The organism is Bacillus sp. RC240 (assembly GCF_044907945.1).
GTDB lineage: Bacteria > Bacillota > Bacilli > Bacillales > Bacillaceae_G > Bacillus_A > Bacillus_A mycoides.
The window spans coordinates 478,089-500,635 of record NZ_JBIYCT010000003.1; the positions used below are offsets into that span (position 1 = coordinate 478,089).

Sequence of the window (22,547 nt, forward strand, 5' to 3'; positions counted from 1 at the left end):
AAAATCCCCCTTCCTCATTACATTTATAACTCCTCCCACTTCGTCCACACTTCTCTCCCATTTATATGGTACATATTATCCTCTCGATCCATAAAACCGTGCACAATAAACTCTCGTCTAATCGTACAAAAATCATCATGATATTGTTTTATGAATGTATTAATTTCTTTTTCCGTATACTGATTTTCAGCGTTTAATTTGCTAATCAAATGCTCCAACAATACTAATTTTTTCTTCTTTTGACCTGGAATCGATTTTAGGCGGTCCTCTTTATCGAAAAAGTTACGAATCGTCGTATCCCTGAATTTCATTTCACTTTCAGTCATTTTGTTGTCCTCCATCGGTTTTTATGCAATAAAATTTATCGTTTGTCTTTACTATTCTTCTTCATTCTTTTACTTACAACATCCATAAAGTAATACCCGCTAATTAGCACATAGTAAACTAAAAGTATTCCTAGTGCATCTTTCATATTTATATATTTTTCTTTATGAAACAAGATAGGTGAAAGGGCGTAAACAAGAAAGATGATTAGCGGATTTAAGATAAAATAATAAGTAAGATTTCCTTTCATCATATCAACTCCCATGTAATATACTTCTATTCAAATTGTTGCAATTCCTGTTCTTTCATTTAGCCTAAACATGAGATATGGTAAAATTAAGGAGAATATACTCTTTGGAAAGTAAGAACAATTCTGAGTAATATTCAAAAGACCATACACCAAATATGCAATGAATCAAATTTTAAAGGATGCAAAACAACTATTACATCATGAAGAAAATATTTTATCCATTTTAAGATGTTCACTTACTGGCTATATTATTACACATAATGTCCCTCGTTCCGGAGTGTTACTTGCCACTAATAGGAGGGTTATTTTTTATGGACAATCATTCAAATGTTGTAAAAATGCATTGATTGTGGAATTTGAATATAAAAAAATTCTATCCATAGAGACGAAAAGAACATTCTTTGATAAAAAACTAATATTTTACTATGAAGACGAATATATAACGGTGGGACAAATTTTAAGCTCAAATATTGAGGGTTTTTTAAATGTAATACAGAGAAAAAGAATTCAATAAAGTGAAACTTTAATCAGTGGTTGATTTTGTTCATCCCCCACTGATTATTAGCCTACACCAATCGGGATTTTACGGAATAAAATACTTTTCATCTAAAAGAAAAGTACAGTTCACCTTTCTTACAACTGTATTTCTCTCTCATCCACACTTCTCTTAATTTACTTATCACCCTCATTCTCATAACCTATTATTAAAATTAATAAATTTTATATGGAAAATTATGTTACAATTAACTTATACATATTTTGGAGGGAAAATAGTGAAAAAAGCTATTATAGTATTAAGCATCCTATATCTTATTTTAACCGTACATACGGGAGCTGTTCTTTTAGGAAAAGAAGATTATAGAGGTGCTATCAATACATTAAAAGAAACGAAGGAAGTCTCTTCATTTCAATCTGCACAAGACGGTGTGATTTTATTAAAAGGAACATTAACTACCGCGCAACCTATTACAGAGGAAAAACTTCAAAATAAAGAATTTGCACTTCTTGAAATTAATACATATAAACGACGAAAGGCAAATTGGAAAAACATTGATACCGAGCAGCATATCTCAAAGCAGCTCTTACTAAACAATGAAGCTCTTCCTGCATTAAAAGAAATCCGCTTCTCAATGGAACCAATTACACTGTCAGGAAAAGATATTTCCGCCGAAGATTACTCACTAAAAAAGGATGATACTCAATTAACAATTAAAGGTAAAGGATACCGATACACCGGAATAGAAAACAAATCAGACGTTCTTATTTTTGGCATAAAAAAAGGTGATACGTTTGAAGGTTATAGCGGCTCTGAAATTCTAATAGGAAAAACAAAAGAGGACATTGCCAGCAACATGAAACTATATACTTTTGCTGAAAGATATGGTCCATTTGTTTGGATTGTAGCTACAATTATTCTTATAAGTATTGTTATATACTTGTTCCGTAAAAATAGAAAAACAAATGAACTTTCTCAGCCAATAAAACAAGACCATTAAAAAAGGCACCATTTCGGTGCCTTTTTTATATTTCTTATTTATGCTTCAATCGATTGATTTTCAGCAATATTTTTAAATTGTCGTTTGTGCATCCACGTTAATGAAGCAATTGTTCCAAGTGATAATACAACGATAAAGATCATGAGTATCCCAATATTTTGCCACATGAAGTTAAAGTCTCCGCTTGATACGACTGCTTTCAATCCTGATACCGAGTATGTCATCGGTAACCAAGCATTAAATGGTTGTAAATACTTCGGAATCAACTCTAGCGGGAATGTTCCAGCACTTGTTGTAAGCTGAATAATTAATGTGATGATGGCGATGAAACGCCCTGCGTCACCGAATGCTGTTACTAAACATTGAATTAATGAAATAAACGCTAAGCTCGTAACAATACTAAAGAGTATAAAGTATGGAATACTTTGTACTTCTACACCTAACCAGAACAGTAATATGACATCTGCTACTATTGCTTGAATAATACCGACTGATAGTAAAACACCAAACTTACTAATAAACCAACTAAATCCTGATTTGGGAACGCCGACTGTATCGCGTAATGGGTATACGATAGATAATAGTAATGCCCCAACGAATAAACCGAGTGATAAGAAATACGGTGTAAACCCAGTTCCGTAGTTTGGAACTTCCGCTAGTTTCTCTGTCTTCACTTTTACAGGGCTTGCAAACATATCATACGTTTTATCCGTTCCTTTTACTTCTCCCGTTTTTTCTGCGCCTTCACCAAGCTTCTCAGCAAGTTCACCTGAACCGTCGTTTACTTTTACGAGTCCGTCAGTCACTTTTCCAGAGCCGTCTGCTAGTTTATTTACTCCGTCGATTAGCTGGGTTGAGCCAGTTGACATTTTATTTAGGCCACCATTTAGAGTACCTAAGCCAGTTGTTACTTGACCCGAGCCATCTGCTAATTGCGTTATTCCGCCTGTCATTTGACTTGCTCCTACAGATAATGTGCCTAAACCGCCTGTTACTTGGTTTGATCCATCTGCCAATTGATTTATTCCGCCTGCCATTTGATTTGCTCCTGCAGATAATGTGTCTAAGCCACCTGTTACTTGACCCGAGCCATCTGCTAATTGATTTATCGCATCAATTAATTGACCGGATTCGTTTTTAAATTTATTTGCGCCTTCTTTTGCTGCATTTAAATTCTTACCAAATCCTTGGAAATTTTCAACAAATCCTTTTTGTCCACTGGCTAATTTCTCAATACCATCCGTTAAAGATTTCAATCCCGCTGTATTCGGTAATTTGTTTTGCGCATCACTTGTTGTTTGATGTATTTCGCCTTTTAATTGTTTTACTTCTTCATTTAATTTATTTGTTCCACCTGCTACTCCGGCAGCTTTCTGCTGAACCGTCGCTGTACTTTTTGCCGCATTTGTTATATATGGTTGTAACTGCTCTTGATATTCTTTTGGTAAACTCTCGATTTGTTTTTGTAAATTTGCAACATCTTGCGCTGCAGTTTTTGCATCCCCTGCTGTTGATTGAGCGACTTCATTTAACTGACTTATATTTTCTCCAGCACCATCTATTTTCTGATTTACCGTATTTAATATAGTAGGAACTTTCGACTGCATTTCCTCTAAGCCTGCAACAGAATTTTTCACTGTACTATTTAACTCTTGCAAACCCTTTTCAATGTTTTGAGAAACTCCCTCTAATTCACTTTGTCCTTCGGCAAGTTTTTCCATGCCAGTTGATAATTCATTCGTTCCTGTTTTTAATTCACCTGTTTTACTTACTAATGTATTCAAACCTGCCGTTACTTTCTGAGATCCATCTTGTAATTTCCCTATACCTGTCTGCATCTCACCTGTTTTACTATTTAACGTATTTAAGCCTGCTGTTACTTTCTCGGATCCATCTTGTAATTTCCCTATACCTATCTGCATCTCACCCGTTTTGCTATTTAATGTATTTAAACCTGCTGTCACTTTTCCGGATCCATCTTGTAATTTATTAGATCCATCTGCTAATTTCTGAACTCCATCTTTCATCTCTCCAGACTTCCCTTGAAGTGTATGAAGGCCATCCGTCACTTTACTTGAACCATCATGTAACTCACTTGATCCGTCGTGTAGTTTATTTGCCCCTTCTGCTCCATCTGCTAATCCTTTTGAGACGTCTTTAATGGAATCAAACATTTTCTCTGCATATGTTTTCGTTAACGTGCTTGATACTTCACCTTTAATTTTTTCAATGGCTGTTCCGCCAATTTGTGAAGATAAGAAGTTCAAGCTTTCGTTTGGAATGTATTCTAAGTTTAATGGTTTTGGATCATCTTTTAATAACGTTGTAGCATTACTTGAGAAGTCATCTGGAATGCGTACTAACATGTAATACTTTCTACCTTCCATTCCTTTTTTCGCTTCTTTTTCACTTACAAATTCCCATTTGAAACTTGTATTATCTTTTAAGTTATCAACGAGCCGATACGATAAACTTAACTAAATCTATACAATTCAATCAAATTTACACAAGTTAGTGCTTCATCGTGTTCTCGCAACCCCGAAGGGACGAGGGGTATAACACTCCACACGAGGCAGTATCGTTACCTCCTATTATCAAGCATTTATTTTACCCATCTTGATAAATTTATCGCAGCATTTACATCCCTATCGTGATGGCTATTGCATGAAACACAACACCACTCACGTATTTTTAAACTCCACTGTCCTTCTGGTTGAACTGAATGGTCGTATTTAACTCCGCAACATGAACAAATCTTGCTTGAGGCGAACCATTTATCAGCTTTTACATACTCAATGCCATACTTCTCGCACTTGTATGACAAACATTGAAAGAAGAAGTTTAATTTTTGAAATGAAAATGCTTTCGATAGTTTTTTGTTTTTTAACAGGTTTGAGATAGGTAAGTCTTCCACAACAATTTTCATTGGTTTGGTTTTCACCAATTTTGCTGTTGCTTGATGGATATGGTTATTTCGGATATTCGTAATTTTCCTAGATAACCGCAGGTGCTCCGCTTTAGCTTTTTCATATCCGGCAGATTGAATTTTTACACCTTTTTTAAATCTCCTAGACATATCTCTTTGCGCTGACTTTTTCCTTTTCAAAAGTTTTTTAACCTTAGCATCTTTATTTATATTTCGTTCTTTCATACCATTAGAAGCCACAAACAGCTCTTTTAAACCAACATCCACACCAATCGACTCATTGGTTAGCTCTTGTAATTCAAAGTCTTCTTGGAACCCTACACTAATCCACCAGTGACGACCATCAAATGTAACTCTTGGATTGGATGGCTTTTTGTTTCTTGGTAGTTGTTGGCTTGTTTTCACTTCTCCAATAGACTGAATATGAACTACTTTCTTTCCTATAATCAGTCTTTCATAATTGGCATAAAATCCTTGGATTAAATCTTTTTTGGATTTATAAGAAGTGTGATAACCATTTTGGTACTTTTCGAACGAATTTTTTCGCGCCTTGTCAAAATCTTTTGAAGCCTGTTTGGGAACTTGTGCGTTGATATTTTTTAACCACTCATATTGCTTTCGCTTCTTGATCTTTGTAAATCGTTTCTGTAAAGCTAACTGTGAAACAGATTTTCCAAATAGCTTATAGTATCTATCACTCATTCTTTTACAATAGTTATAAGCAAATCTTGCAGCTCCAGCATGGTTTCTAAGCACTTTTTCTTGTTCAGGCGTTGGAATCAGTCTGACTTTCTTCGCTAATATCATCAGAATTTAACTTCTTTAATGAAAGATTTGTTCTTCTGAATAGTAGCGTGTTCCACCAGCATTCTCCTGAGACTACCAGGATACAAACCTGTTAATTCCGATACTTGACTAACTCGTGAAAATTTCATTATTATTCTCACCTCATCGAACCAAACATAGCACGTACGTTCGATAAATTCAATAAAGTTTGATAGATTCAATAAAATTTATCTTGTTCAACTAAGGGCGCAATTCCTTAGCCAGTTCTCTTATGAACTTCTCATGTTTTCACATGAGCGCAGACTATATGTTTATCTACTTAGAGATAGAGGATTTTTCCATCACCATAGACTTGTGATGTACTCTCGTCAGTTATACGAGATAGTCGTTGAACGTTCATCTTATCCATTTTGACTTAGATGATTCGAGGCGGAAGACCCATTGTTCTAGTGTTTAGGATTTAACCTTGCACCATCTGATTGATTTTTTCTGCTTTCGCGACATTCACGCTCGCCATTTCTAGCCACGTTGTAGTTCAATCAGCTTTAGGGATTGCCCGCAGTTAACCCTCACTACTAGCCAATCACTTGACTAGCAGGGCTTACTGATATATTTAATTAACTTTAGTTTTAATTGGTTAAATAAATCGTAACAGTTAATTACCCTTTTCCGACCTCAATTGGTTTTCCATCAAATACTGCACCTTTATCTAAATTGACTACCGCAACTGGTAAATCATCTAACTGTTTATACGGATCCCAAAAGGCCCATAAAAACATACCCGCATATAAAATCGGTACAAATAAAACCGCAATGATTGGGATTAATATTTTTTTACTTTTTATAATCTCTGCAAATTCTTTACTAAGCAACTTATGCCATTTCATAATTTATCCCCCTTTTTAAAAATGACCAAAATGTATTTTTAGTCATTTCTACCCAAATAAAAAGGCTATATCTGTTCATACATATGCCTTATCCCCGAATTTATACTATGCACATTTTCATCTACATGATTATATTTAACCATCCTCCTTATACGATTGACCAATTTGTTCAATTGGTCATTTTTTATAATATTAAAAGGATTATCTTAATTTGACAATCCTTTTAGTAAATAAAGTTCGAATAATTCCGATATTTTTTCTTTTTCTAACGGTTCATGATTTTTTTCCCAATCAAAAATAAGCGATACGTATAAGCGAAGCATAATAAATGCTGTAATTTCTGGATCACATTTGCTAATTTCACCTTTTTCAATCGCAATTTCTAAATACGATTGAATGACAGAAACGATTTCCACATCTACTTGTTGCATCACTTCTTGTACTTCTTTCGTTCCCATATCACGCTCTTCTTGAATTAACTTAATCATGAGCTGATGTTCTTTTCTGAATTCTAATATGCTATATAATGCTCTATGTACATTTTCAAAAAATGAAATATCTGAACGAATTGCATTTTCTGCAACTTGCTTCATCTCTGTAATTAAATTAGAAATAATTTCACCAAATAGCTCTTCTTTATTTTTGAAAAAAGTATAAATCGTTCCTTTTCCTACATTCGCTAACTTCGCAACTTGATCCATCGTTGTTGCTTTATAACCGAACGCTGAAAAAGACTTTGTTGCAGCTTCAATAATAGAACGTTTTCGATCTATCGCCACATCGTCACCTCCAAAAATGACCAATTGGATGATATAGTCAATCAGTACATCTTTGATATTACCACACGCTTACATTCTATACAAGTTCTCTTTTTTATTATTCCCAGTATAAAAAAATTCCAGTCAAGTTATATCATACTGTCCATAGTGTATCAAAAAGTATACTTGTATGGAAAGCAAGAATATATTCATAATAATTGCTGGCTAGATCACACTAGAAATCTAATTAAATAGACAGTGTTCTTAAAACCAAAAGTTTAAGAACACTGTCTTTTATTTTGACATAGAAAGTAATATTTTCTCCATCTCTTTCTTAGTTAGCTCATCATCGATTATCTCTTCGTATATCTTTGTATCTCTTGTAAAAATATCATTCACTATGACAATTTGATACTCACTATTCTTACCTTGTGCTGGTACAAACATTTTGAGGCCTCTTAACTTACCCTCTCCATGAGAAGATTTATTATATACCATTCCTTTCCCATCTAAACTATAACTTTCTAGATTCTCTTCTCCAGGCATCATGTAGTGTAGTGGATCCTTATTACCACCTACATACATTCTTGACTGATAAATTGTAAAACCATATTTCTCTTTTGTATATTCTGATTTAATAACTAATTCTACATCTCTTCCAAAATATGAATCAGCCCATCCTCTTTTTAACTCATAACCTTCAGTCATATAAGTCGGCTGCTTAATTTGAAATGGTACATGATCTTTCGCTTCTTCTATAGTATATGTTAAAGACTTCTCCAGCTTATCTCCAAGCTGTTTTAATGTCTTCTCAATAGTAGCTAGTCTTTCTTGATCAGCTTTCTTCAAGCGTTCAGGTTTATATTCCTTTGTATCTCCATCATAATTCTCAGGCACATTTTTCTTAACCATTGCTTTTTTATGAATTTCTTGTGCTTCCTTAAATAATTGAACATACTGCTCAAATTCTTCTTTTGTAAAATTCTTTTCTGCCAAATACAAAAAATCTGTATTCCTTTTATATGACTTTATTGACATCCCCCATTCTCTACTTGCATTCTCCGGTGTACCTAATACTGTTTCTATCGCTTTTTCAAAAGCCGCTTTAGATTGCTTTTTTTCTACAACTTTTTCTTTCTGTCTTTCATCCCCCTCAGTTATCCTTGCATTTAATAAGAATCCGCCTGCTATAGCTGCTATAGCAATGATTCCAAGTAAAGAAAGACGATAAGATTTCTTTTGGAACTTTTTAATCATAACGATTCTCCTTTTTAGTGTTCGTTTATTTCTACTTAAATTCACTAAACTTGGTGCTTGATAGGAATAATGTTCTAAAAGGGTAATAATTGTATGACCGTATGCAATTTGCTCCTCTTTATCTATAAAAGTAAGCGCATATGCATCACAGGCTAATTCTTGATCTTCTCGCATACAGAAATAGGCGTACCAAAGAATCGGATTGAACCAATTTAATAGGAGCAAACTATACATAATCCAATTTACCGCTACGTCGTTTCTCTTAATATGAGCTAACTCATGATAAAAGACATATTGTAATTGTTGCTCATTTAATACTTTCATATGTTTTTTTGATAGTAATACTTTCGGACGAAAGAAACTAAAAACAGTTGGACTCGCAATCTTTCCTGCTAGACGTAATGAAACTGCCTTCTTCATTTTCATAGACTGCTTACAGCGATTAAACACTGTAGCGACCTGTTCATCCGTAATATCCGGTTGTTTTTTTATGTAAGAATATAAACGTCTATTTGTAATAAACGTTATGACTGCTAATACGATTACCCCAGCTAGCCAAACATATAGAGCAACTTTGTATAAAGACAATGTAGTCTGTTGTTCCGCACTCGCGTTTACTTCAGGTTCACCATTTTTTGTCACAGTTTCAGAATTTGATTCCAATTCCACTGTATGATTGGTTTCTATGTTCACTATACTCTCAGTAGACGGCATATTTTTTGGAAAAACTTCCGATACACTAGAACTATAAGAAAGTAATGAATAAATACTATAAGAGCTATCTGGTGACCATGGTAAAAGAAGTCTTATCATTAATACGATCCACAGCATATATTGCCATCGGGGCGTTAATTTATTTCTAAATAGTACTTTTATACATAAAATAAATCCAACTAATATGCTAGCCATAAGTGACGTTTCTATAAGCCAATCAAAAAAATGAGGAAGGTATACATTTATAAGCGTGTCTATCATTGTTATCTATCCTTCCTTTTATTCTCCTCGGTCTTTTCATCTAAAATGCGTTTCAGTTCGTTAATATCTTCTGAAGACAATTTTTCCTCTTTTAAAAAATTAACAAGTAATGGCTTAAACGCTGCGCCGCAAAAACGCTTTAGCAAAGATTTTGTTTCAACTTGCAAATAATTATCTTGTGATACTAACGGATAATAAGCATACATACGCCCTTTATCTTGATGATAAGAAACGGCTTCCTTTTGTACTAACCGATTAATTAATGTACGGATTGTTTTCGGTTTCCAGTCCATTTCATCTTCTAGTACTTCTATAATTTCATTCGCTGTTTGTGGAGAGTTAGACCAAAGTACTTTCATAATTTCTAATTCCGCTTCAGATATTTTAGGTAATTTATTTGTCATAGTATATTTCACTCCTTAGTATTACATTTGTAATCTACAATTAAGATTACAAATGTAATACTTAATTGTCAACCATATTTTAGCAAAATATAATTTCAGTTAAACCTTACCTAACAACAACAAAATTCCTCTTTTTCTAATAAATAAATAAAAAAACAAGAAAATCCTTACATTTAATAGTAATATAGAAAGTAGACAGATTTATAAAAATAGTGGAGGCTTTTTCAGTCATGATGCGTGCGCTTCGTTTAAATATAAGGCAAGCTTTTTGTAATCGTGTTTCTTTAATTATTATGTTTAGTGGATTAGCTCTTATTTCTATTTATCATTATTATTATGTAATTCGTTATTTAGGAGACGCAACGAATGGGGCTATAGCAACTGCTTTTAAATGGATCGGGTTTCGTAATAATGAAATGGATATTTATTTATTATTAATGCCTGTTATTGCAAGTTTACCATTTAGTACGAGTTATAATTCCGATAAATCCGATGGTTTCAAAACTTTTATAAGTAAGGAAATTTCCCTATTCTCGTATTCCTTTACAAAGTATATCGTTACATTTTTCTGCGGTGGATTTCTTTATATTTTACCGTTCATTCTTTCTTTATTACTTTGCAAATTAACAATTCCAAATGGAGAGCCGACCGTCGGTACTAGCATGATAAATGGCAACGGAATGTTCGCAGAGTTATATTTCTCTTCTCCCATCACTTATATTTATCTATATATTGGGATTAATTTTTTATTCGCTGGTTTAATGGCCCTCTTAGGCTTAGCAGCGTCCACATGGTCACAAAAGGATTACATGGCACTTCTATTCCCATTGGCAGTTACTTCCATTCCCTTCGTCCTGCTAAATACAATATTCCCTACAATAGGCGGAGCACCTATTCACTTATATGATCCAAAACAACCATTACACGGGATGTCACCATACATTTTACAATGTACATTTTTCTTCCTTGTCAGCTTATTTATGTACATAAAAGGATTACAACGGGACAAAAAAAGATATATGAGAAGACTTCAAAAACGAGATCGATGTAGAAAAGCTTTTCAGCCATTGTAAAAACCTAATTTCCTCACGTTATCTTGGAAATTAGGTTTTTTTATTCATTTACGGCGTACCAGCCAATCCCCACAAAATAACAACAGCCGCAAAATAAATTGCTTTAATAGCTACCACTAAACATAATGCAATAATTGCATATTTACTTAATTCTCTTCTTGCACCGATTAAAGTAAAAATAACCGCCAAACTAAACGTTATATAGGAAGATGCTGTATGTATTAAGTTATACGTAATGTCTAAACTTTGAGTAAGCCCTGTTACATCAGCTACAAATTGGAGCATCACGATCGTACTAAAAAAAATTGCAAGCCGATTCATTAACTTTCCATTTAACCATGCTTGCATCTTTAACCTCCTCATTATAAAAACTGAATTTTTAATCAATTTTAACATGATTTTTACAGAAAAAGAACGCTTAGTATGTTTCTAAGCGTTCCCCTACTTTAAGAAGCCTTCTTCAAATCAATTTGAACAAGTACTGGATCGTGGTCACTTACACGTCCATGTTCTTTCATAATGTTTGAGTTTAAGTGTACAGGGTCTACAATTGTGTGCGGTGCGATGTTATTCGTTACTAAAATATGATCTAACACTTGTGCGTTACCTTCATGAATGTACGTGTAGCGATTCTCTTTCGGCACTGTGTTTAACATATCTTTTAATATCGTTCCCTCTAGTGCTTCTAGTGGTTTAGAGAACTCGAAATCGTTCATATCACCTAATACAACAACTGGCGCATTCGTATTCTTTTTCTGAATACCTTGTACGACTTGATTCACTTCTTGTGCTAATTGAACTCGTTTTTCTTCACTCTTTAATACGAGCGGCTGCACTTTTCCAAATGGCGTTGCATCTCCTAATTTTGAGTTTAAGTGATTTGAAATGACAACAACATTTTGTCCTTGGAACGTAAATTCTGCCGCTAACGGTTTACGTGTACTTTCAAATAATGAATTTCCATCTCCAATACGAACAACATTTTTATCTAGTAACTTCGGTACTGCTGCTAATTTCACGCGTGATGGATTATAGAAGAAACCGACGCGAATGTTCGCCCCTGGTGCCCCTCCGTCTTGATTATTGTTCGGAGCAATTTCTACATATTCATATTTCGGCCCACGTATTTCTAATACCGCGTCAATTACACGTTTTGCGCTTAAAGAAGCATCTGTTGTACCGTCATTAATTGATCCATTATTATCTTGCATCTCTTGGACGCCGATAATATCAGGCATTTTTAAATTATATTTAATAGAATAAGCTAACGCTTTTACTTTTTCATCTGTTGTTTCTTTTTTGTTCGCTGAGAAGTTTTCAATGTTATATGTAGCAACTGTTAACTTATCAAGACGCGGCTGAATATTTGCCCCTACTTGCTTAAATCCGCCGTCCACTACAGATGGTAATTCCGTTACTGGCGAAATGCGGTACGAACCGTAGTCATATCCTACTACGCCTGTTATATCTCCAGTGAACGTATCCCCTACTTTCGCGACATAATCACGAGGTACTTTTACAGAAAGGCGCTCTGGATTTAATTGCTCTTTATCTAATAAAGGTGTACCATACTTCGTTACTACTTTATCTCCGCCATTTTTTACTGTTACATATAAATTACCGTTTTTCTGCGGAGCGATAACTTTTGGTGTTGGCATCGTAACGCGCATACCTTCTACACTTTCATAAAAGTCGATTGCATCTTCATTTGGATCAAATAGACCGAATGCATCATTATCAATAATTTGATTTGGGATTTTCACTCCGTTTTCTCCTAATACAATCGGCGCGGGTAAAGGTTGATCTTTTGCGATTACTGCAACGCGACTCGCCTTAATTTCCGTCGTCGTTAAGTCTGTTTCAAATCGCTCTGCATATCCAGGCCCAACATATTCTTCTACTTCTCCATCAACTTGGACAAGATCTCCTATTGCTACATTCGTATCTTTTTTGTATACGTAAATACCTTCAGAAGTAGCTGGATCATTATCCGGCTGATTATCTTCTATATAAAAACCATTTTTATCAAGCGCTGTGACAACGCCTTCCACATTGTTTACTTTCTTCCCATTGTAAGGAGAAATATGTGATTTCCCTTGAATATCATGAATACGAACTGGTTCATTTGTTACGATTATAAATGAAAATGTCGAAACTGCTGAAGAAGTAAGCCCTTCTTTTTCAGCGATTGCTTTCACTACACTATTTTCATTCACTACAATTTGTCCGTTATAACGAACACTTTTATTTGTAGGATTAGAGCCATCTAACGTATAGTAGATTGTTGCTCCTTCTGTATTCGTTGTTAATGTTACTGCTGTTCCTTTTGCAACTTCCCCACCATTTGGTGATGCAACTACATCGCTAACGCGGTTTTGTTCTTCTCCTTGAAACTTATGAGCTGTTACTGATTTTAAACCTGGGCTACCGAAATATAACTCAAGCGTCCCTGTCAACCTAACTTTCTTCCCGATATTTTCAGGATGGTCTTTCACATTTACTGCCGATCTCACATCGCCTTTTGGCAATTGAACAGGCATGATTTTGTCTGGATTCGTTTCGTTTGGCGAATCGGCAATTGCCACGTTTGTGTCGTCAAACTTAGCCGGATCTTTCGTGTATTTAGAAGGACTTTGCGTATACCCAACGATATATCCTTCCACTATCCCCTTCGTTTTCCCTTGCTGCTTAAATACTTGAATTGCTTTTTCTACTGACATAGAAGTAGTTTCTTCCGCCTGCGCTAAAGTTCCAGTAAATGAAAGCAATAACATCAATGATAAAAAGACACTTAATAATTTCTTCACAGCCATTTCCCTCTCCCTATTTCATATTTTCTCAACATTTCTATCATATCAAATGATTCGTTATATAGAACTATATTTCGACAAGTTTTACACAAAATTTATTTAATTTACAAGTTTTCAAACTATAATACAAAATAACTTATATAGCTTTATTGACTAAAGGTATTTTATCCAATAAACAAAACGCCTTCAATATAATTGAAGGCGTTTTGTTTGAAATATTTTAATGTGCGACTAATTCAGTCTCCATTACTTTCTCTAAATGAGTTAGCACACACTTTGCAGCTCTCTCACCTTGCTCAATACAAGCTGGAAGACCAGAACCAGCGTAAGAACTACCTGCCAAATACACACCTGGCAATTCTTCCTCCATAAATGTTGTGAGCTTTTTCATTCGCTCTTTATGGCCTACTGTATATTGAGGCATCGCTTCTTTCCAGCGGCTTACAATTGTAAACTCTGGATCCTCTGTAATATCCATTGTCTTTTGTAAGTCTTCGAGTACGAGCTGCACAATTTCTTCGTCAGTTTGTTCAACAATCGCTTCATCACCTGGGCGTCCGACGTAACAGCGAAGAAGCGTTTTTCCTTCTGGCGTTGTATGTGGCCATTTTTTGTGTGTCCACGTACACGCTGTAATCGTGTAATCACTATTTCTTGATACGACAAATCCGGTACCTTCAATATCACGCTGAATTGCAGACTTTGGGAAAGCAAGTGCCACGTTTGCAACTGATGTAGACGGAATGTTACGGAAGAAACGAAACTGCTTATACTGCGCAAACATAGATGGCAATACTTTATGCGGCGTCGCAACTACAATCGCGTCTGCTTCCATTTCTTTTCCGTTACTAAGCGTAATCGTATAGCTATCACCAAGTTTTGCAACCTTTTCGATACGAGTTCCCTTCATTACCATATCATTAGGAATCTTCGCTTCAAGAGATTCTACTATAGATTCTAAACCGGTTTTCACAGTTTTAAAGATTCCTTTTTTCAATTCAGCCTTCTCTTGCTTTGGAGCGAGCGTACGCATACCAAGTGAAATACTACGGTGCTCCTGTTCAATTTGATAAATTTGAGGGAATGTTGACATTAAACTCATTTCATCAATATCCCCTGCATAAATACCAGATAATAATGGCTCAATTAAATTTTCAACGACTTCATTTCCAAGGCGATGCCTGAAAAACTGCCCGAGTGATTGATCAGAAACTGGTTTTGATCTAGGCATTAATAAGTCAAAACCAGCTCTTAGTTTACCAATTGGGGAGAACAATCCGGAAAATAGAAACGGCGTAATTTGCGTTGGAATTCCCATCATTGAACCGCTCGGCATTTTATGTAACCGATTGTTTACGAGAACGAACGATTGACCGGCCTTATTATTTACAAGTTCAGCATCAAGTCCTAATTCTTTCACTAACTTAGCTGCGCTCTTTTTTCTTGCTAAGAAAGAATCAGGGCCACGTTCAATTGTAAATCCATCTTTTTGAACGGTTTGAATTTTCCCGCCAAGTTTACCAGACGCTTCTATAAGCAATGCATCTATCGGCAAGTTTTTTTCACGAATTTCTTTTTGTAAGTTATACATTGTTGTCAATCCTGTGATGCCACCGCCGATGATCACAACTTTTTTCCTCAAGTAAGCTCCCCCTTTCTACTTACATTACAGATTCTTTTTTCTTTAATACAACATCTGCTAAACAGTCGATAAATGCGTCCGATGCGTTTGGCATTTCTGGACGATAATATTTCGCGCCAATTTCATCCGTTACCACTTTACACTCAAAGTCATTGTCATATAAAACTTCTAAATGTTCCGCAACAAATCCAACTGGTGCATATACGAATGAATTGTAGCCGTACTTTTCATTTAATTCTCTCGTTAAATCTTGTACATCTGGACCAATCCAAGGATCTGGTGTATTTCCGGCACTTTGCCAGCCAACTGCATAATTTGCTACTTCAGCACCACGTGCAATATAGTCAGCTGTTTCGTTTAATTGATCTGGATATGGATCGCCAAGTGCGATAATTTTTTCTGGTAAGCTATGTGCAGATACGATTAACACTGCTTTTTCACGTTCTGCTTCTGACATACCGTTATATATACCTTTCACTGCATCGACCCAATACTGAATAAATTTCGGTTCTTTGTACCAGCTATCGATGCCGTGAATTGTTAAGTTCCCAAGTTTTCCTGCTTCTTCTTGCGCTCGTCCTACATACGACTTCACGCTAAAAGTAGAATAGTGAGGGGCAAGAACGAGTGCAATTGCATCTTCTATTCCATCTTTATGCATAGCTTGTACTGCATCTTCAATGAACGGTTCAATATGTTTTAAACCAAGATACATGTGGTACTCTACTTCATCTTGAACTTCATTTAAACGCGTTTCTAACTTTTTAGCTTGCTCTAATGTAATAGTAGCTAAAGGAGAAATACCACCAATTGCACGGTAACGCTCTGTTAAATCTTCTAGCATTTCAGGACTTGGCTTTCTTCCTCTGCGAATATGTGTATAGTAACGTTCAATATCTTCTTCTTTATATGGCGTTCCGTATGCCATTACAAGCAAACCAATTTTCTTTTTCATACAGACAATCTCCTTTACTTCGCTAACTGTTCTTTAGAGTACTCATGAATAAATGTAGTTAAGCGTTTTAATGTATCTGGATTTACTTCTGGGAATACGCCGTGACCTAAGTTAAAGATATAACCTGGCTGCTTCATCCCTTGATCTAAAATACCTTTTACATGTTCTTCAATAACAGGCCAAGGTGCTAATAAGAATGAAGGATCCATATTTCCTTGTACCGCCTTGTGAACACCACGTGCGCGTGCTTCTTCAATCGGTAAGCGCCAATCTAAACCTACTACATCAAGCGGTAAGTCGTGCCATTCATTCACTAAATGTGCAGCACCTACGCCGTGCATAATCATTGGAACACCCACCTTACGAACTTCTGCAAAAATACGCTCCATCGCTGGTTTAATAAATATACGGTAATCCGCTACATTTACTGCTCCAACCCAAGAATCGAAAATTTGAACCGCTTTTGCTCCTGCATTAATTTGCGCTTTTAAATATGTAATAACCATATCTGCAAGCTTATCCATTAAAGCGAACCAAGCTTTCGGCTCTGCATACATAAACGCTTTCGTATTATGATAATTACGAGAAGGACCGCCTTCAATCATATAGCTTGCTAACGTAAATGGAGCTCCTGAAAAACCAATTAACGGTACATCTAACATTTCTGTCGTTAATAAACGAATTGTATCTAGTATGTACGGTACGTCATCTTCTGGATTGATTTCCCCTAATTTTTCTACGTCTTGTAAAGAACGGATTGGACTATCGATAACTGGACCAATGCCAGATTTAATTTCCACATCAACACCAATTGCAGGTAGTGGTGACATAATATCTTTATAAAGAATTGCTGCGTCTACGTTATATTGATCAACTGGCAACTTTGTAACGTAAGCGCACAACTCTGGATTATGTGTAATTTCAAATAAAGAATATTTCTCTTTTATCTTTCTATATTCCGGCTGTGAACGACCTGCTTGACGCATATACCATGCTGGTACATACTCTGTACGTTCCCCCCTACATGCTTTTAAAAATGTCTCATTTATAGTTCTTACCAAGACCCTAGCTCCCTTCCTTACCAATGCTTTTTCTTTAAATATGCTCTATTCCGATATTTATCTTTTTTTACTATACAGCTTGTAAAAACAAAATGCATAACATTATGTACGTTGTTCATTAAATTGACACAAACGTTCGTAAAAACGTTTACTATTTTCACAACATTCTTATTATAGCACAGAGAAAAACTACGGTTTAGCTACTTTTGACTTTTCTCCTTCACGGTTCGTTTGTGTGTTATATGGCACAACGTAAAAACTTGGTTTTGAGAATATATTAATAAACTTCTCCTCATATTTCCCTGTTCCTTTTGCCGTTCCAACGTGAGTATGAATTCCTTTTTCAACTTTATAAATCCGATACATAATTCGCTCATCAGGAAGCGGCGTCCAGCTTAGTTTCATTGCAAATAAACCGAAAGGACTAAATGCTAGTTTTGCTTCCACGTTTTGAATCTTATCTAAACGAATTGGCAGTCCAATTGTTTCAACACCTTTTGGCCTATGAAAACTCGCTTTATCTTGTATGTTTGCTTTCGTTAAAATCTTTTTAAATAACATCGTTGCAGATGCATTTCCATCTTGTAATTGATGCTCTTTATCGGTGCGGTCATAGCCAATCCAAACTGCACCTACTAAATTCGGTGTATATCCAACGAACCACATATCACGCGCACCATTGTCATCATTCGGCAATGAAGTTGTGCCTGTTTTTCCAGCTAAAGCTCCATTATATACGCCAGCTTTCGCCGTACCTTCTTTCACAACTCCTTCAAGCATTTTTGTCATATACCATGCCGTTTGCTTCGAAAAGACTTTCGTTTCAGCTTTTGATGATTCTCCAATGACTGCTCCGTGTCTATTTAACACTTTATCGATAACGTGCGGTTCGATAATATTCCCGTTTGCTAAAAAAGATCGGTACATTTTGACAAGATCAAATGGAGACACACCATTTTTCAGCCCGCCAAGTGCTGTGCTTAAACCTGAGTCCGCAATATGAACATTCCCTTTCTCTAAATATTGCTTTCCCTCATCTACCCCTAATTCATTTAATAAAGATACAGCTGGTACATTTGCTGATTCTAATACCGCATCGTACATCGTCATCTCTTTCGTATACTCATGATTATAATTTCGAGGTTCATAACCTTCAAACGAACTTTTTTCATTCGTTAATAAAGAATATGGATTATATTTCTTCGTCTCAAGTGCAGGTCCATATACGATAAGCGGCTTTAAAACAGAACCAGGCTGCCGCTTTGCAAAAACGCGATTAAGCCCTCTCGGAACATATTCTCTTCCGCCAATCGCGGCTTTAATTCCGCCAGTCTGATTATCCATTAATAAAAATGCACCTTGCGCCCCGTTTTCTTTACCAGGGAAATTTCTCGCATCTTGAAACTGGTTATATGCTACCTTTTGAACTTTTTCATCCATCGATACGACAAACGTATATCCTCCGCGCAGTACTTCTTGATGCGATAAACCATATAAACGCGCCGCTTCATCTATAACCATATCGATATACGGCATATATGCGAGTTCACGTTCATCTGAATTTTTATAAAGAGCGATTGTTTTCCCTTGGTAACGAACACTATCTTCCGCTGTTAAATAGCCTTGTTTATGCATAAGTGACAAAACAAGATCACGGCGCCCTTTACTCTTTTCTAGGGATAAGTACGGTGAATAGCCATTTGGCGCTTTCGGAAGCCCTGCAAGCATAGCTCCCTCTTCCACTGTTAAATCTTCTACATTTTTATTAAAATACAACTTTGCTGCCGCTTGAATACCATATGCCCCATGACCGAAATAAATATGGTTCATATACATTTCAAGAATTTGCTGCTTCGTATATTTTTGCTCTAATTGAAGAGAAATTGCGACCTCTTTCAATTTACGCGTAAATGTTTTTTCGCGAGTTAAAAAGACATTTTTAGCTAGTTGCTGCGTAATCGTACTACCGCCTTCTACCTTCTCTCCAGCTAACGCGTCTTTATAAAGCGCCCGAAATATAGAGGGGTAATCAATTCCTTGATGCTCATAAAAACGAGAATCTTCCACAGCAATAAATGCTTGCTGCACGTACTTTGGAATTTCTTCAATCGGCACGAGCTCTCTATTTTCTACATATAACTTCGTAATTTCTTTTCCTTTCTGGTCAACGATACGTGATGAAGAGTGGAAAACAAGCTGCTTTTCATCCATCATATAGCCACCAGTTAACACAATAAGTTTATAGAGTACAATCGCCACTACGAACGTTGCTACCCCGCCTAATAAAGTCCACTTTGCTTTCTTCATACATCGGCCTTCTTTCCAAATGATGGTACATTTATTATTTGAAAAAGAAGTATCTTTATGTATATAATCTTCGAAGTTTTTTAAGAGAATTGATATAATAGAGACAAACCATAAAGGGGGCATTAAAATGAAGGCTATTATTTCATACGAAACACCTCTAGAACAAGCACATTTCACTGCAAAAAATAACGAAAAAGATATGTTTTATAAAGAAAATACTGAAGAATCTGTGGAATCCACACTTCAGTATGACGTATTAGACGCTGTTGGAGAATTTAAAGGACAACCTGGCTACATCGTTTGTAACAACATTTCTGTAACAGACGAAGGTCGCCCTGTATTTGAAAACCGTTTTAAAAACCGTGCTGGTCTAATCGAAAATGAGCCTGGCTTCCAAGCAATCCGTGTTCTTCGCCCATTAAGTAACGATACATATGTCATCTTAACGATGTGGGAAACTGAGCAAAACTTTAAAGACTGGACAGAATCACGTTCATTCGAAAACGCTCATAAAAAACGTCCTGCACAAGCAGAGGGACAAGCTCAGGCTCAGGCGCAGGCACATCCACATGCAGAACAGCAAAAAAGTATTTTCTCGCGCCCGTCGTTCGTGACTACTTTTGATGTGTTAGTTTAAGTTTCTGAGTTTAGAGACCTCGGTACATGAAATTATATTAGCGATTTTTCGAATATATCGACTTATCGACAAATTGACGACACACAAAAAGGAAACACCATTACACGGTGTTTCCTTTTTCTTTATACCAATTATATATGCGAAGCGCGTCTTCTTTTCTCATATGCTTCACTTTATAGCCATGCCCCGCTACTGATACGGCAGCTGTACATAACTCGTCTTTCTTTTGAAAATAAGATTGATTGTATCCGGCCACTTGAATATGCCTTCTTCGCATGATCCCTGTATATTTCGCGAGACCTCGGTGCACCATTACTAACTGATTGTCTCGTATCATATATCCACCACTTTTATATCTAGCGTATGCAAGTATTGTAAATACAATAAATAGCGGTATAAGAACGAACAACGCAGTATGTTGTTTAAAATATATACTCGCACCAGCGATTGGCACAGCGAGCACAGCGCTTGTAATCCAGCCCATTACGACGTAACGGCGTAATGCAGCCTTCGGTAAATGAACGATTTCCTCTTCTATTTCATATGGCAACTGTAAATAGGCAAGTAGCTGCTGTACATCTTTTTTCTTCATAAAAGGATGTAACATCACTTCATTCCCTGCCGCTTCTATACTTTGAATGACTTCCACTTCGACAGAGCAATAACCGAAAGGCTGGCGGAGAATTCCTTCTTTTACAGTAATCGCTTGAATGCGGTGGAGCTTTAAGACAAACTCTTTCTTATCAAATAACCCTTGCACAATACGAATTTCATTTCCGTTTCGCTCTATTTTAAAGTTCGCATATTTTAGCGCATAACCAGCTGTCGAAACGACCCACGAAACCGCCATTAAAATCGCGGCCATAACGATTAATTCATATACACCGTTATCCATCACATACGCTTCCACTTTATTTATGAGCCATTTTGGAAGGAATTCATTAAACTCTGTGTAAAGGATTACTAACATAGAAAACACTAATCCAAATCTGCCAGATGTAATAGATGCGAATAAAATTTCTTTCGCTGTTAACCGATAAACCGTCTTACTTTCTTCTTCTGCGGGCGCCTCTTCACTCAAAACGCTTCTCTCTTTATGTAATAAAGCAATCAGTTCTTTCGCTTTATCTTCTCTAATACCAGCTAACATCACTTCTGGCTCACTACCGCCGCCCGCTACTTCTATATTTAATTTCGTAAGTCCAAGCATTTGATAAATGACATTAGAAGATGTACTAATATTTTGCACACGGTCTTTATTTAAATAACTTTCCTTCTTCACAAAAACACCGTGTTTTATATGTAAAATATTACTCTCAATCCAGTACACTTTGAAATACCATTTTATAGCTGAAAATATCGCCATAATGGATATAATAAACAAGATGAAAAGATAAAATAAATACCAGGGTTTCACTTGTTCTTCAGGTTTAAACATAACAAGGATAATAAGTGGAAATAAACTAGAAATCCTAATACCTAATAATATCGTGATTGGATGTTGCCTCTTATACATCCTCATCACTCACTTTCGCAAGCTCTCCAATTTGTCTTTTCAACTGCTCTGCTTCTTCCTTCGTTAAGCCTGGAATACTATGAGAAGTTGCCGCTGTTGAAATATGTAATTCTGCTAAATTATACTTTCTCATAATTGGCCCTTGCTCAATCGTTACGTGCTGCACGCGAATCATCGGAATAAGTACGCGCCTCACAACGAACATTCCCTTTTGAATCTCAATCTCTTCTTCATTTAATCTGTAACTATAATAACGTTGACGTAAATTTGGAAATACAAAATAGTCAAGTGGTATGTATATAACTGCTCCTGTCACTAACAATCCAAACAACCAGCCCCACCAGTTAAAGTTAATCATAAAAAAGAAATACGCAATTACAACTGCTAGTATAACTGCCGCCCCAATTAAAGCATGAATTCTCCACACTTTTAGCATATTAGAATGAATCTCCCTCTCTAACGGCTGCATCTCATCACTCCAAT

18 protein-coding genes and 2 pseudogenes are annotated in these 22,547 nt (G+C 35.9%); 4 read left to right on the forward strand and 16 right to left on the reverse strand.

All coding sequences use genetic code 11. The features are described from left to right. Nucleotides 1–23: 23 nt before the first annotated feature. Together ABH955_RS14145 and ABH955_RS14150 are read right to left on the reverse strand one after the other, a co-directional pair. Nucleotides 24–326, reverse strand: coding sequence for a DUF2087 domain-containing protein (locus ABH955_RS14145; protein WP_131933741.1), 303 nt, complete (start codon nt 324–326; stop codon nt 24–26). A 35-nt stretch (nt 327–361) separates the two neighbouring features. Continuing rightward, entirely contained in the window at nt 362–577 is a 216-nt protein-coding gene (locus ABH955_RS14150) for a hypothetical protein (RefSeq protein WP_404455818.1), read from the reverse strand. Nucleotides 578–734: 157 nt separating this feature from the next. Here ABH955_RS14150 and ABH955_RS14155 point away from each other — a divergent pair, with 157 nt between their 5' ends. Together ABH955_RS14155 and ABH955_RS14160 are read left to right on the forward strand one after the other, a co-directional pair. After that, on the forward strand, nt 735–1,088 hold the full coding sequence (locus tag ABH955_RS14155) for a PH domain-containing protein (RefSeq protein ID WP_002125820.1): 354 nt from the start codon (nt 735–737) through the stop codon (nt 1,086–1,088). Nucleotides 1,089–1,308: 220 nt separating this feature from the next. Beyond that, nucleotides 1,309–2,070 carry a hypothetical protein gene (locus ABH955_RS14160; protein WP_404455814.1) on the forward strand — a complete coding sequence of 254 codons (762 nt, stop codon included), beginning with the start codon at nt 1,309–1,311 and terminating at the stop codon, nt 2,068–2,070. A 38-nt stretch (nt 2,071–2,108) separates the two neighbouring features. On the opposite strand, the pseudogene ABH955_RS14165 reads toward ABH955_RS14160, so the two are convergent. The 6 genes and pseudogenes from ABH955_RS14165 to ABH955_RS14190 all read right to left on the reverse strand — a co-directional run. After that, nucleotides 2,109–4,529: pseudogene (locus tag ABH955_RS14165) on the reverse strand (YhgE/Pip family protein); the annotation flags it as partial. A 143-nt stretch (nt 4,530–4,672) separates the two neighbouring features. Beyond that, complete coding sequence (locus ABH955_RS14170; protein ID WP_404455811.1) at nt 4,673–5,803, reverse strand: RNA-guided endonuclease InsQ/TnpB family protein; 1,131 nt, start codon at nt 5,801–5,803, stop codon at nt 4,673–4,675. A gap of 641 nt (nt 5,804–6,444) precedes the next feature. Continuing rightward, nucleotides 6,445–6,669: pseudogene (locus tag ABH955_RS14175) on the reverse strand (YhgE/Pip domain-containing protein); the annotation flags it as partial. Between the two features lie 206 nt (nt 6,670–6,875). Next, entirely contained in the window at nt 6,876–7,448 is a 573-nt protein-coding gene (locus ABH955_RS14180) for a TetR/AcrR family transcriptional regulator (RefSeq protein ID WP_000963368.1), read from the reverse strand. A gap of 273 nt (nt 7,449–7,721) precedes the next feature. Then, nucleotides 7,722–9,659, reverse strand: coding sequence for a M56 family metallopeptidase (locus ABH955_RS14185; RefSeq protein WP_404491226.1), 1,938 nt, complete (start codon nt 9,657–9,659; stop codon nt 7,722–7,724). A gap of 2 nt (nt 9,660–9,661) precedes the next feature. Continuing rightward, the gene (locus ABH955_RS14190) at nt 9,662–10,063 is read right to left on the reverse strand and encodes a BlaI/MecI/CopY family transcriptional regulator (protein WP_002087127.1); all 402 of its coding nucleotides are present in this window, start codon (nt 10,061–10,063) and stop codon (nt 9,662–9,664) included. Between the two features lie 230 nt (nt 10,064–10,293). Here ABH955_RS14190 and ABH955_RS14195 point away from each other — a divergent pair, with 230 nt between their 5' ends. Further along, nucleotides 10,294–11,136, forward strand: a complete 843-nt coding sequence (locus tag ABH955_RS14195; protein ID WP_404491228.1) for a hypothetical protein — start codon at nt 10,294–10,296, stop codon at nt 11,134–11,136. Between the two features lie 48 nt (nt 11,137–11,184). Here the strand turns inward: ABH955_RS14195 and ABH955_RS14200 are convergent, their stop codons facing one another. The 6 genes from ABH955_RS14200 to ABH955_RS14225 all read right to left on the reverse strand — a co-directional run bounded on the left by ABH955_RS14200 (nt 11,185) and on the right by ABH955_RS14225 (nt 19,911). After that, nucleotides 11,185–11,484: a hypothetical protein gene (locus ABH955_RS14200; RefSeq protein WP_113936580.1), complete on the reverse strand. Its 300-nt coding sequence runs from the start codon at nt 11,482–11,484 to the stop codon at nt 11,185–11,187. 98 nt (nt 11,485–11,582) lie between these two features. Continuing rightward, nucleotides 11,583–13,949 carry a DUF6359 domain-containing protein gene (locus ABH955_RS14205; RefSeq protein WP_404491229.1) on the reverse strand — a complete coding sequence of 789 codons (2,367 nt, stop codon included), beginning with the start codon at nt 13,947–13,949 and terminating at the stop codon, nt 11,583–11,585. A gap of 217 nt (nt 13,950–14,166) precedes the next feature. Beyond that, nucleotides 14,167–15,588, reverse strand: a complete 1,422-nt coding sequence (hemY, locus tag ABH955_RS14210; RefSeq protein WP_219301541.1) for a protoporphyrinogen oxidase — start codon at nt 15,586–15,588, stop codon at nt 14,167–14,169. Nucleotides 15,589–15,607: 19 nt separating this feature from the next. Further along, entirely contained in the window at nt 15,608–16,543 is a 936-nt protein-coding gene (hemH, locus tag ABH955_RS14215) for a ferrochelatase (protein ID WP_404491230.1), read from the reverse strand. Nucleotides 16,544–16,557: 14 nt separating this feature from the next. Next, nucleotides 16,558–17,604: a uroporphyrinogen decarboxylase gene (gene hemE / locus ABH955_RS14220; RefSeq protein WP_404491232.1), complete on the reverse strand. Its 1,047-nt coding sequence runs from the start codon at nt 17,602–17,604 to the stop codon at nt 16,558–16,560. A gap of 189 nt (nt 17,605–17,793) precedes the next feature. Next, nucleotides 17,794–19,911 carry a transglycosylase domain-containing protein gene (locus tag ABH955_RS14225; RefSeq protein ID WP_404491233.1) on the reverse strand — a complete coding sequence of 706 codons (2,118 nt, stop codon included), beginning with the start codon at nt 19,909–19,911 and terminating at the stop codon, nt 17,794–17,796. 127 nt (nt 19,912–20,038) lie between these two features. Here ABH955_RS14225 and hmoB point away from each other — a divergent pair, with 127 nt between their 5' ends. Then, nucleotides 20,039–20,548 carry a heme-degrading monooxygenase HmoB gene (hmoB, locus tag ABH955_RS14230; RefSeq protein WP_353761129.1) on the forward strand — a complete coding sequence of 170 codons (510 nt, stop codon included), beginning with the start codon at nt 20,039–20,041 and terminating at the stop codon, nt 20,546–20,548. A gap of 100 nt (nt 20,549–20,648) precedes the next feature. Here hmoB and ABH955_RS14235 read toward each other — a convergent pair whose 3' ends face one another. Together ABH955_RS14235 and ABH955_RS14240 are read right to left on the reverse strand one after the other, a co-directional pair. Next, nucleotides 20,649–22,064, reverse strand: coding sequence for a PH domain-containing protein (locus ABH955_RS14235; protein ID WP_404491236.1), 1,416 nt, complete (start codon nt 22,062–22,064; stop codon nt 20,649–20,651). Next, on the reverse strand, nt 22,057–22,533 hold the full coding sequence (locus tag ABH955_RS14240) for a PH domain-containing protein (RefSeq protein WP_113936586.1): 477 nt from the start codon (nt 22,531–22,533) through the stop codon (nt 22,057–22,059). The genes ABH955_RS14235 and ABH955_RS14240 overlap by 8 nt, the downstream gene beginning before the upstream one ends. Nucleotides 22,534–22,547 lie beyond the last annotated feature (14 nt).